The sequence below is a fragment of the Parageobacillus sp. KH3-4 genome (genome assembly GCF_022846435.1).
GTDB classification, from domain to species: domain Bacteria; phylum Bacillota; class Bacilli; order Bacillales; family Anoxybacillaceae; genus Parageobacillus; species Parageobacillus thermoglucosidasius_A.
In genome coordinates this window covers 2,107,325-2,120,050 of sequence record NZ_AP025627.1, presented here as the reverse complement: position 1 = coordinate 2,120,050, position 12,726 = coordinate 2,107,325, and the positions used below count along the sequence as shown (strand labels likewise).

At 37.9% G+C, this 12,726-nt stretch carries 9 protein-coding genes; all 9 read left to right on the top strand.

The annotated features are described in order from the left end of the window. Positions 1-284 precede the first annotated feature (284 nt). The 9 genes from MWM02_RS10835 (at position 285) to MWM02_RS10795 (ending at position 12,722) form a co-directional block, all read left to right on the top strand. Positions 285-2,057 carry a sensor histidine kinase gene (locus MWM02_RS10835; RefSeq protein ID WP_244401990.1) on the top strand — a complete coding sequence of 591 codons (1,773 nt, stop codon included), beginning with the start codon at positions 285-287 and terminating at the stop codon, positions 2,055-2,057. After that, complete coding sequence (locus MWM02_RS10830) at positions 2,026-2,811, top strand: response regulator transcription factor (RefSeq protein WP_481861424.1); 786 nt, start codon at positions 2,026-2,028, stop codon at positions 2,809-2,811. Before MWM02_RS10835 ends, MWM02_RS10830 begins: the two co-directional genes overlap by 32 nt. A gap of 78 nt (positions 2,812-2,889) precedes the next feature. Further along, a complete protein-coding gene (locus MWM02_RS10825) occupies positions 2,890-4,209 on the top strand; it encodes an extracellular solute-binding protein (RefSeq protein WP_064553170.1) in 1,320 nt (439 codons plus the stop codon). 72 nt (positions 4,210-4,281) lie between these two features. Beyond that, positions 4,282-5,163, top strand: a complete 882-nt coding sequence (locus MWM02_RS10820; protein ID WP_244401989.1) for a carbohydrate ABC transporter permease — start codon at positions 4,282-4,284, stop codon at positions 5,161-5,163. A gap of 39 nt (positions 5,164-5,202) precedes the next feature. Further along, a complete protein-coding gene (locus tag MWM02_RS10815; RefSeq protein ID WP_064553232.1) occupies positions 5,203-6,069 on the top strand; it encodes a carbohydrate ABC transporter permease in 867 nt (288 codons plus the stop codon). Positions 6,070-6,091: 22 nt separating this feature from the next. Continuing rightward, complete coding sequence (locus MWM02_RS10810) at positions 6,092-8,215, top strand: glycoside hydrolase family 52 protein (protein ID WP_244401988.1); 2,124 nt, start codon at positions 6,092-6,094, stop codon at positions 8,213-8,215. 840 nt (positions 8,216-9,055) lie between these two features. After that, positions 9,056-10,705 carry an extracellular solute-binding protein gene (locus MWM02_RS10805; protein WP_244401987.1) on the top strand — a complete coding sequence of 550 codons (1,650 nt, stop codon included), beginning with the start codon at positions 9,056-9,058 and terminating at the stop codon, positions 10,703-10,705. A 255-nt stretch (positions 10,706-10,960) separates the two neighbouring features. Then, the gene (locus MWM02_RS10800; protein ID WP_244403617.1) at positions 10,961-11,821 is read left to right on the top strand and encodes an ABC transporter permease; all 861 of its coding nucleotides are present in this window, start codon (positions 10,961-10,963) and stop codon (positions 11,819-11,821) included. Positions 11,822-11,834: 13 nt separating this feature from the next. Continuing rightward, positions 11,835-12,722, top strand: coding sequence for a carbohydrate ABC transporter permease (locus tag MWM02_RS10795; RefSeq protein WP_244401986.1), 888 nt, complete (start codon positions 11,835-11,837; stop codon positions 12,720-12,722). The last annotated feature ends 4 nt before the right edge of the window (positions 12,723-12,726 follow it).

Below are 12,726 nucleotides of genomic sequence, written 5' to 3'. Positions count from 1 at the left end.
TAGAGCATCGTCCTTCCTTTGCATTCGTATAATTTTATCTGGGAATATATTTAAAGATAGGTTCAAGACATTCGTATAAAATCCACTTTGCCAACAAGATAAAAGGGAATTCCATATTTGGAATTCCCTTTAAATCTGTCTTTTCTGTCTTTTTAGATATAATATTAAAAATAGAATGTGAATCATTGCTTAGGTTTTGGTTGCCCATACTATTATTCATCCCTTTATTATGCAAGAAACATTATTCGTGAAAGCAGCAATCATGCTATGGGGGGATAAAGATATTGAAGAAAAAGAGATTGTATAAATTTAATACACTTCGTAATCAAATTTTATTTGTCTTTTTATCTGTAATGATCGTTGTGCTATGTTTTGTAGGAATTATGACATTTCATTTAGTTTCTACGTTGCTGAAAAACAACGCCGAGAAGCAGATCGAGCAAACGGCAATGCACGCCAGCGGACGTTTGGAAGCGCTTTATCAACAAATCGATGCATTGACAAACCAGGTCGCCACTAATATGTACGTACAACAATTGCTTTTGAAAATAGCTAACGGTTACTCTCCCGGATTTAGGGAAAAACAAGAGCTAATGTATATTGTAAATTCGTTTCAAGCGTATTCTGATGCAATTCATTCTTTTGAACTTTATACGAATAATTACAAGAAAATATTTCCATTAGACGGAGAGGATTTAGGTAACCGAGTAGGTATAAAATGGATTAAACAAGCTTCCGAGGCAAAAGGAAAAATGGTCTGGGTTGGTCGTGATCCGAAGGCTCCGGGATATTTTCTAGCTTTGCGGCAAATTCGCCTCATGGAACGGTGGTTTTCTTCAGGAGGCTATTTATTAGTTCGCATAAATCAAGATTATTTTCAATTTAACGATTATTTTTATTCGCCTGGGGAAAAGAAAGGATATATCATTCTCATGGATTCTAACTCCAATGTCCTTTTTTCAAATTATCACGGAAAGTTTCGACAGCTCGTTAACACAAAACAAGCGATGATTCGGAAAGAGGGGCAAGAGTACTTAGTGGTGAAACAACTGTCTGAGTTAACAGGATGGACGCTTGTAATCATAACTCCTGTCAAGTTCCTCACGGAAGGGGTGTCGATCCTTAAAAATGCGATTATCCTTTCCGGAACGATAGGTTTCTGTATTTTTTTGACATTTTCTTTTTCTCTCTCTACAATGATTACTCAGCCGATTTTGCGATTAACGAGAATCATGCAACGTGGCAGAAACGGCGAGTTAAGGACAAGCCCGCCGATTTCATCAACGGTTGAAATTAATGAGTTGAATGAAACATATAATGCGTTAGTAGAAAATATTAAACACTTAATTCAAGTAGTTTATGAAAAGGAATTGGTTCGCAGTCGCGCAGAGCTGAAAGCCCTGCAGGCGCAAATAAATCCCCACTTTCTTTTTAACACGCTTGACGCCCTTTATTGGTCCCTTGTAGAGAAGGATGAAGAAGAATTATCGCAATTTGTCCTTAATATGTCTCAATTATTTCGCTATATTATAAGTAGCTCAAAGAATGACGAATGGGTAACACTTCGCGAAGAAATAGAACATATTAGACGTTACATGGAAATCATGAAATTAAGATGGGGAGATCGTCTCATATGGGATATAGTAGTTCCAGCGCGCTGTTTAGATGTCCGGATACCAAAACTATTAATTCAGCCGCTAGTAGAAAATGCTGTTTTGCATGGGGTTGGAAATAAAATGGAACAAGGTTTCGTGTTGGTCACTGTAGAGGAATCTGATCATTCCCCTGATTTAATGATTAAAGTAATAGATGACGGTGTTGGAATGGATGAAAAAACTCTGCAGAAAATAGAACAGTTGTTAAATAAAAAGGAGTTTTCAACCTTTAAAGGAAGCGGAATGGCCATTGCCAATGTGAATAGGAGACTGCAGCTTTATTATGGGGAAGATAGAAAAGTTGCCATTCAAAGTGAATTGGGCAAAGGCACATGCATATCTTTAAAAATTCCCAAAAGCGGGGGATTCGATGATTCATTTTCGGACGATTTTGATTGTTGATGATGAGCCACGAGCAAGACAAGGATTAAAGAAAACTTTGGAGTCCTGGTCAGCGGGTAGATATGAAATTTTTTGTGCGGCAAATGGGGAAGAGGCGATACACATTATTCGCCAGCGGGCGATTCATTTGTTAATCACAGATATTCGCATGCCTGAAATTACTGGTTTAAAACTGGTCAAGTCAATAGAGAAGCAGAAAAACAAACCGGTTGTTATTATCATATCCGCTTATTCTGAATTCGAATACGCGCAAGAAGCGATTACGTTAGGTGTAGTGAATTATCTTTTAAAACCGATAGATAAACATAAACTTATTAATGCAGTGGAGCAAGCAATCAAGGTTTGGGAAGAGCGTCAGAAAGCGGCGGTAGTGGAGAAAATGATTGATAGCCGGGTAATAAATATCCAAGAAGGAACGCGTTCTCATGTCGTTAAGGAAGCAATGCGGTTTATTAATGAAAATCTGAATAGACCATTTAATTTACGTGAAGTATCCTCATTCGTACATTTAAATCCTAGTTATTTCAGCACTTTGTTTAAAGAAGAAACAAACATGACTTTTAGCGAATATGTAACAAGATGTAGACTGCAAAAAGCCAAAAGTTTATTAATTACAACCGATTTAACGATTGCGGAGATCGCGGAAGAAGTAGGATATCAGACCGCAAAATACTTTATCAAATTGTTCAAAGAGTTTGAAGGAATAACCCCTTACCAGTTTCGAAAAGAGAATCTAAAAAAAGGAGAATTTTAGCCAATCATCGTTACCTTAATTCCCTGGCTTTTTCAATGCTATAATTGCATCGTAGCAAAAAACAAGGGGGGAATGGATTTGTTAAAGAAAGCGCATTCATTATTATGCGTCATGATCATCATTTTTGCACTTGTATTAACAGGTTGTTCGGGTACGACAAATGAAAGTACATCTTCATCAGGGGCCGGCAAAAAAGTAACGATCACGTTTATGCATCTTTGGCCGGCAGGAAGTTCGAAGCAGCAAAATATGATTGTTAATGAAATTATTAAAGAGTTTGAAGAGCAAAATCCAAATGTTACGGTTAAACAAGAAGTTTTAGAAAATGAACAATATAAAAATAAATTAAAAGTACTTGCTGCTTCCAATGAACTTCCTGATGTAGGCATGACTTGGGCTGCAGGATTTTTAGAGCCTTATGTGAAAGGGAATTTATTTGCGCCACTAGATGATATCTTGAATTCTGGGCTGAAAGATAAGTTTGTTTCGGGAACAACCGAGGCCTATGCTGTTAACAATAAAACGTATGCGCTTCCATTGGAATTAAATATCACTCCTATTTACTACAACAAAAAAATCTTTTCCAAGTACCATTTAGAGCCACCTAAAACATATGAAGATTTTAAACATATTGTTCAAACGCTTGTTAAAAATGGTGTAGCACCGATTGCACTTGGAAACAAAGATCGTTGGACAGGATCATTATGGTATATGTATCTAGCTGATCGGATTGGCGGAGCTGATACGTTAAAAAATGCGATTAATGGCAGCGGTACATTCGAAGATCCAAGCTTGATCAAAGCTGCGGAGGAAGTTCAACATTTAGTAAAAATGAAAGCGTTTATTAAAGGGTTTAATGGACTATCTAACGATGAAGCAAAATCAGAATTTATGAATGAAAAAGCCGCGATGTACCTAATGGGAACATGGGAATTGCCTAACTTTACTACGAATGAGGAAGTACCAAAAGAGTTTAGAGACAAAGTCGGTTTCTTTAAATTTCCTGTCGTTGATGGAGGAAAAGGAAATGTAGATAGTTGGGTGGGAGGCCCGGGAGTAGGTTTGTTTGTTTCTGAAAATTCTAAAGTGAAGGAAGAAGCGAAGAAATTTGTAAAATTCTTTATTGAAAAGTGGGGAGAGCAATCTGTGACAAAAGCGGGAGTAATTCCTGCGACGAAAGTGGACACTGCCAATATAGATTTGCCGCAGTTATACATTGATGTACTCAATGAACTAAACAAAGCTAGCAACATCACATTGTTTGCCGACGTGCAAATGAATCCGGAAGCAGCACAGACACATTTGAATTTGATTCAATCATTATTCGGAGAAGAGGTTACACCTAAGGACTTCGTCAAACAACATGAAGAAGTACTTGCAAAGACACAAGGGAAGTAAAAAAATCTGATCAAAAAGGACATATTTTCAAATATGTCCTTTTTGATCAACGAGTAAAGGAGGGAAGGCGTCATGAATAAAATGATGTCTGATAAAAAAGTCATTGCTTTATATATACTTCCACCTTTGTTATTGATTGTAGCATTCATTTATGTTCCGATCATCATGACAGGTTATTACAGCTTAACCCAATGGGACGGCATCGGACAGATGAAGTTTATTGGTCTGGATAATTATAAAGAACTGATAAAAGATGAAATGTTTTGGAAAAGTGTCTATCATTCATTCTTACTAGCAGTCTTTTCTGTGATTAGTTTGTTAGGCTATTTAGCGGTATCACTGGTACTATCTGGAAAGGTCAAAGGCGCAAATTTATTAAGAAAAATTTACTTAATACCGATGTTGTTGTCTTCTGTTGCCATTGGTCAACTTTGGCTGAGAATTTACCATCCATCTAATGGCATGCTTAATCATTTTCTCTCCTTTTTAGGAATAGAAAATCCTCCTAACTGGTTGGCTGATCCTTCGATTGTGCTATATGCGGTCTTTATCCCTATTATATGGCAATATGCGGGGTTTTATATTTTGATTTACTATGCAGCTTTAAAAAGTATCCCGCCTTCTATTATAGAAGCGGCGATTATCGATGGAGCCAATCCTTTGCAATTGGCTTATAAAATTAAAATCCCTTTAATTTCAGGGGTAATTAAAGTAACCATTGTATTAGCTGTTGTCGGTTCTTTGAAATATTTCGATCTAATTTATGTAATGACAGACGGAGGACCGAACGGCGCAAGTGAAGTAATAGCTTCCTATATGTACCATAAAGCGTTTCGCAGTTTTAATTTTGGGTACGGAAGCACGATCGCATTCTTTCTATTATTGATTTGTGTAGTTGTTACATGGCTGATTCGGAAGTTTACGAAATCTGATGAGGAAGTACAATATTATTAATTTTTGGAAAAGGGGCGAAAGAAATTGAAAACAGGTACGATGACAGAGAAACGGACTGCCTGGCTATCAGCTGGTCAACCCGGAAAGAAGATAGGCATGTTCTTTTTCTATATAGTGCTAATTGTTCTAGCTGTTTTTCAAATACTTCCTCTAATTTGGCTATTATTCTTTTCGCTTAAGAATAACCAAGAAGTATTTAATACGCCACTTTTTTCATTGCCATCTCCGCCTAGATGGGAAAATTATGTAAAAGTATGGGTGGAAGGAAATATAGGACGTTATTTTTTTAATAGCGTCTGGATCACTACGTTATCGGTCATTTTCACCGTATTATTGGCTAGTTTCGCTACTTTCGCCATTACGCGTATGAATTGGAAATTAAAACATGTTGTATTGGGATTGTTTATGGTCGGGTTGATGATTCCAGTTCATTCAACACTGATTCCATTGTTTAGCTTTTTTATGAAAATGAAATTAGTAGACCATCCATTATCTGTAATTTTAACAAATATCGGGTTTAATCTGCCGCTTACGATAATGGTTTTGCTTGGGTTTTATTACTCATTACCGCGTGAGTTAGAAGAATCAGCCATTATGGACGGATGTTCTGTCCATCGGATGTTTTTCCAAGTCATTTTGCCGATGACTTCTCCGGTCATTGTAACGACGGCGATTATTAATATGATTTATAACTGGAATGAATTTGTTTTTGTCAACACATTTATTAGTTCAGATCAATATAAAACCCTTACCGTAGGAATCCAAAATTTTATCGGGCAGTACACTACAGACTGGGGAGCAATTGGTGCAACTTTGATGATTAGTATTTTGCCAATTCTACTTGCATTCTTTTTCCTCAGCGACCGAATTGTAGAAGGAATTACGGCTGGAGCAGTTAAAGGATAATTAGAAAGGAGAAGTATAGGCAATGCCAAAAAACATGTTTTTTAACGCCCATCATTCACCAGTAGGAGCATTTGCAAGTTTTACGCTTGGATTTCCAGGAAAAAGCGGAGGGCTGGATCTCGAATTAGGGCGTCCTCCTCGGCAAAATGTGTATATAGGTGTTGCTTCTCTTTCACAACCAGGGATGTATGATGTATTGCCGTTTTTTGAAGCCGGTGACGATGAAAGCAAGAGATATGACATCGAAAATCCAGATCCTAATCCAGAAAAACCACAGATTCTTGTTCCGTTTCCAAACGAAATGATCCAACGGGAGTTTCATGTTTCGACCGACACGTGGAAAGCGGGAGATCTTACGTTTACGATTTATTCTCCTATGAAATCTGTTCCAAACCCTGGCACAGCCAAAGAAGAAGATTTAAAGTTTGCTTTAGTTCCAGCGGTAATTGTCGAACTTACAATCGATAACACAAAAGGCACATCGCCAAGACGCGCATTTTTTGGCTTTGAAGGGAACGATCCTTATACGTCAATGAGACGGATTGATGATACGTGCCCGCCATTGCGTGGGGTTGGACAAGGCCGCATAACGGCTATTGTATCAAATCATAGCGATGTACGTTCGGCACTGCATTTTAGCTTGGAAGATATTTTAACGACCCCGTTGGAGGAAAATTGGACATTTGGATTGGGGAAAGTTGGAGCATTAATTATGGATACACCAGCCGGGACGAAGAGAACATATCAGTTTGCAGTATGTTTTTACCGTTCCGGGTACGTAACTGCTGGCTTGGACACATCCTATTTTTATACCCGGTTCTTTAAAAATATTGAAGAGGTAGGAAAATATGCTTTGGATCACATCGAAGCGTTGAAAGAGCTCGCTTTCCAGTCCAATCAGCTTATAGAGAAAGACTGGTTATCGGATGATCAAAAATTTATGATGGCTCATGCGATTCGCAGTTATTACGGCAACACCCAGTTGTTAGAACATGAGGGAAAGCCAATCTGGGTAGTAAATGAAGGCGAATACCGCATGATGAATACATTCGATTTAACAGTAGATCAGTTGTTCTTCGAGTTAAAAATGAACCCATGGACGGTGAAAAACGTCCTAGATTGGTATGTAGAAAGATATAGCTATTACGATCGGGTTCGTTTCCCGGGAGAGGAAAAGGAATACCCGGGAGGGATCAGTTTCACCCATGATATGGGTGTAGCAAATACATTTTCACGCCCTCATTATTCGGCATACGAGCTTTATGGAATCGACGGTTGTTTCTCTCATATGACACATGAACAATTAGTAAACTGGGTACTGTGCGCTGCCGTGTATATAGAACAAACAAAAGATTGGGCTTGGAGACAAGAAAAGCTTCCAATTTTGGAACAATGTTTGGAAAGTATGGTAAACCGGGATCATCCAGATCCGGAAAAACGAAATGGAGTGAAGGGCCTAGACAGCACGCGTACGATGGGAGGAGCAGAGATTACAACCTATGACAGTTTAGATGTCTCCCTAGGACAAGCGCGAAATAATTTGTATTTGGCAGGAAAATGTTGGGCAGCATATGTAGCACTTGAAAAAATATTCCGGGATACTGGAAAAGAAACGTTGGCCGCTTTAGCAGGAGAACAAGCGGAAAAATGTGCAGCTACAATTGTTAGTTACGCGACAGAACAAGGATATATCCCAGCGGTGATGGGAGAAGGGAATGATTCAAAGATTATTCCAGCGATCGAAGGATTAGTGTTCCCTTATTTTACAAATTGTCACGAAGCTTTAGATCCACATGGCCGTTTCGGAGAATATATTCGCGCTTTGCGGAAACATTTGGAATATGTATTAACGGAAGGGATTTGTTTATTTCCAGATGGAGGATGGAAAATTTCATCGACAAGCAATAACTCATGGCTAAGCAAAATATACTTGTGCCAGTTTATTGCCCGGCACATTTTAGGGTGGAAATGGGATGAAGCTGGTGCGAGAGCAGATGCGGCGCATGTAGCTTGGTTGACTCACCCGACACTTTCCATTTGGAGCTGGAGTGATCAAATTATTGCGGGGGAAATTAGCGGAAGCAAGTATTATCCGCGTGGGGTAACAAATATTCTCTGGTTAGAAGAGGGAAAGGAAAAAATGTAATGTAAGTGTGAAAGAGAAAAACTATGACTTATAAGCCTTAAAAACTCATTATGAGGAAACGCGGTAGCTATAGAAAAGTATGCTCTTTTGGTTTACAGGCGCAGATGATAGAGCTATGGATGGCCGCGGAACGGATCTCTTCAAGCCACCGGAACAAATGATAGAGCTACAAACAGAAAGAGATGAACAAACTTTTGCGATATTTAGAGAATATAAAATGTTGCACTTTCGGGAGTTGCTGACGTAGATAACTTTTTTAGTAAAAAATATAAGAAAAGGTTGTCCTATCCATTTATTTCCGATAAGTTTTATAACCCAAAACCGTCTTTTTGGAAAATCATTCATTTCGCTACTATCAGTATTCATGCCATCATCATCCGATATTAAAGTGATCGTACTCATTAGGGTGATGATGGCTTCTAGGTCTCAAAGGCGTTTGGGAATTTAGCAAATAACCGATAATTTCGATAAATAAAATAATTCATAAAAATATTGAATCAATACGAGTTTTTATTTATAATAATTCCAGAACTGACATACTAGTATTACTAATAATACAGTTTACATATTTTCTTGAATAAATTGGTTTTGTGAAACATGCATCTTTCATATTTCATGTCTCATAAGTATAAGGTTGTTTATTTTTAACTACCATACTAGTATTGTACTGCTGGTTATTATGCTGTAATTTTTGAAATCGCTTACGAAATTGGTGTATGGGAATAGTTATATCCCTTTTGTTATAGTCCGCTAGAAAGGGGGGATAACAACAAGCTAAAGTAATGGTTACGCTGGTTCGTACGGGAGGAAATTTATTTAAAACGGCTGGGGGGAGAAATTATGTTCAAAAGGCTATTTGTTTCAATGGCAGCAATGGTTATGACTATTGGGTTGCTAGCTGGATGTACTGACAAAGAACCTGCTTCTTCGGACGAATCAAGTAAATCTTCTGAAGGAAAATCCGTGGTAACTATTACTACAATCCGTACTTTAAAAGATGATGTAAAATTTAGGAAGGGAGAGGATGTTAATAACAACCCAGCAACAAGATGGGCTGAGAAGGAACTAGGAATCAAATTCAAAACATTATGGACAGCGCCAAATGACGAGCAATATTATAATAAAATTCGTTTAGCGCTTTCATCTGGCCAAGAACTTCCAGATGTTTTTATGGTAGCAGATGGTTTGTTGATTAATGACCTAATCCGTTCAGGAAAAGTTATGCCAGTAGATGAAGCAATTGAAAAGTATGCTTCACCAAGATTGAAAGAAATATTTAATAAATTTCCCGAAGCGTTTTATCCGGCAACCGTAAATAGCAAACGATATGGCATCCCTCGTTTCTCGGGAGGGAACGGATCGGATTCGTTGTTATGGATTCGTAAGGACTGGTTGGACAAATTAGGGTTACAGCCTCCAAAAACAATCGAAGATCTTGAAAAAATTATGGATGCGTTTGTAAACAAAGACCCGGACGGAAACGGGAGAAAAGACACCATTGGGTTAACTCTTGCCAGCAAAAATGGTTTAGCTACTTGGCTTGCAGATGGAAGTTTTATTTTTGGCGCATATGGCGATTATGTACCTGGTTCTTGGTCAAAAGAAAAAGATGGCTCTTTAGTATACGGGTCTGTTCAGCCGTCCATTAAAAAAGGTTTAGCCAAGCTGCATGAATGGTATGAGAAAGGATATTTGGATAAAGAAGTAGGAATTTTGGATGAACAAACGGCTATCAAAAGTTTTGTCGCCGGAAAATCGGGAATTTTAGCTGCTCCGCCGTGGGCAGTCGGGTGGCCGATTGCTGACGCAATTAAAAATAATCCAGGAGCAGTTGTAGAGCCATATCCTCTGCCGAGCGGGCCAGATGGAAAAATCGGACGCCGCGGTGAGGGACTAACTGTAGGAATGTTCCTATTTAATAAAAACTTTAAACATATGGATAAATTCTTTGAATACTGGGATGCAATCTACAGTTATGTGTTTAACGATTCTAAATATTTCAAATATGGATTATTTGAAGGATATGACTATGTGATGAAGGATGGAAAGCCGGTATATGACCCGAAACAAATTCCAGGCGGAGCAATAGACCCAGGAAAATATTTCTTGACAACCGATATCCCTACGATTCCTTATATGCTTTATAACCTTGCAGAAGAGCTATATACTACAAAACGGCAACCAAAAAATGCATACGAGTATACGAAGATCGTCGCGCAAGGAGAGCCATATATGAAAGCAGCGACGATTGTGAACCAACAAAATGAATATAGAATTGAAAACGAATTCAGTGGTCCTCCTACGAAAACAATGCAAAAAAGAGGAGAATTCCTCACAAAAATGGAAAGAGAAACATTTGCTAATATCATCTATGGAAGAGCGCCTCTAGGTGAATTTGATAAATTTATTAAAAAATGGAGAAAATCTGGCGGCGATGACATTACGAAGGAAGTCAATGAATGGTATAAATCAGTGAAAGAGAGCAAGTAAAAATACGTTTGAGCGGTGCGAACTTATTGGGAATTTTGCGTATGTTCGCGCCGTTCTTTACCATATTATGATTGATATTTTGTTAGCAATGGATATAGTTGGGCGATAAAAGTTTGCGTTACATCGTTTCGTGTGCCCCCGTTACTTACGAAAAGGAGGAGAAGGAATTTGCAAACACAAACGCATTTAGAAAGCCAAACGGTTATAAGCAAAAAGAAGGGTTGGAATTTGCGAAATACATGGCAGCTACATGCAATGTTACTACCAGCTGTAATCATTGTTTTTATTTTTCAGTACATTCCTTTGCTCGGTCTTGTAATGGCGTTTCAAGATTATGAACCTTGGCTAGGATTTCTTCACTCTCCTTGGGTAGGGCTCGAGCATTTTAAAACGATGTTTGAATATGAAGATGCTCGCCAAGTAATATGGAATACTTTAGTCATTTCCACATTAAAGATTATTTTTAATCTTGTTGTTCCCTTAGTTTTTGCCCTGCTGTTAAATGAAGTCTACATAATGAAATTCAAGCGGACGGTACAGACGATTGTTTATTTACCTCACTTTTTATCTTGGGTGATATTAGGCGGCATTTTAATCGATATGCTTTCTCCTGAAGGCGGAATTGTTAACCGTGTATTCGTTTCGTTGTTTAATATTGAACCGATTTTCTTTCTCGGAGATAACGATTGGTTCCGTACGGTTGTTGTCATCACGGATGTTTGGAAAGAATGCGGTTTTAATACGATTGTCTTTCTCGCTGCTATTACGTCCATTAATCCAACATTGTATGAAGCAGCAATTGTCGATGGTGCTAACCGGTGGCAACAGACGATTTATGTGACATTGCCGTCCATGCTTCCTATCATTATTGTAGTTGGCACATTATCATTAGGAAACATTTTAAATGCAGGGTTTGACCAAATTTTAAACCTTTATAATCCGCTTGTATATAAAACGGGGGATATTATTGATACGTATGTTTATCGTGTCGGGCTTTTAAATGGAGATTTTAGTTACGGTACCGCTGTTGGTTTATTTAAATCTGTTATTAGTTTTATTCTAGTTGTTACTGGATACCGTTTAGCATATAAATACGCAAACTACAAAGTGTTCTAAGCGGGGGAGGATCATGCACCATTACCAAAAAAGTTTGTCATATAAAATATTTACTATATTCAATTATTTCATTCTAGCATTAATAGCATTGTTATGTATACTGCCACTCATTCATATCTTGGCTGTTTCATTTAGCGGAAGTGCTGCGGCAACTGCTAACATTGTTGGTTTGTGGCCTGTTGATTTTACGCTGGATGCATATAAAAAGACGATTGGAAACGAAAATTTTGTGCGTGCATTATTTAATTCGTTTCTCCGGGTTATATTAGGAACGTCTATATCCATGGCATTTATGTTATGTGCCGCCTATTCTTTGTCAAAGAGTGATTATGATTTTAAAGGCAGAAAAATTTATATGTGGTTTTTCGTTTTCACTATGTTATTCCACGGAGGACTAGTGCCAACTTATATGGTTGTAACAAAATTAGGACTAACCGACACGATTTGGGCATTAGTGTTGCCCTCGGCAATAAATGCCTTTAATTTGATATTGCTTGTCAATTTTTTTAGAACTTCTGTACCAAAATCGTTGGAAGAAGCAGCTATCATCGATGGAGCTAATCATTTCACCATATTTTGGAGAATATATTTACCGATTTCCGTGCCGGCTATCGCTACAATTTCTCTGTTTACCATAGTGTTTCATTGGAATTCATGGTTTGACGGTATGATTTATATGTCTAATGTCAAGCATTATCCGCTATCCACATTCTTGCAGACGATTATTGTGCAGCAAGATTTTAGTAAAATGAGTGTCGATGCAGAAACGTTGAAAAACTTATCAGAGCGGACTGTCAAATCAGCGCAGATTTTTATAGCGGCATTGCCTATGCTCATTATATATCCGTTTGTTCAGAAATTTTTTGTAAAAGGAATCGTTTTAGGAGCAGAAAAAGAATAAAAGG

Bases quoted from the DNA above. Each gene is read 5' to 3' on its own strand.
- MWM02_RS10805 (WP_244401987.1), top strand. From the start codon at position 9,056: ATGTTCAAAAGGCTATTTGTTTCAATGGCAGCAATGGTTATGACTATT.
- MWM02_RS10800 (WP_244403617.1), top strand. From the start codon at position 10,961: ATGTTACTACCAGCTGTAATCATTGTTTTTATTTTTCAGTACATTCCT.
- MWM02_RS10810 (WP_244401988.1), top strand. From the start codon at position 6,092: ATGCCAAAAAACATGTTTTTTAACGCCCATCATTCACCAGTAGGAGCA.
- MWM02_RS10830 (WP_481861424.1), top strand. From the start codon at position 2,026: ATGATTCATTTTCGGACGATTTTGATTGTTGATGATGAGCCACGAGCA.
- MWM02_RS10820 (WP_244401989.1), top strand. From the start codon at position 4,282: ATGAATAAAATGATGTCTGATAAAAAAGTCATTGCTTTATATATACTT.
- MWM02_RS10815 (WP_064553232.1), top strand. From the start codon at position 5,203: ATGACAGAGAAACGGACTGCCTGGCTATCAGCTGGTCAACCCGGAAAG.
- MWM02_RS10795 (WP_244401986.1), top strand. From the start codon at position 11,835: ATGCACCATTACCAAAAAAGTTTGTCATATAAAATATTTACTATATTC.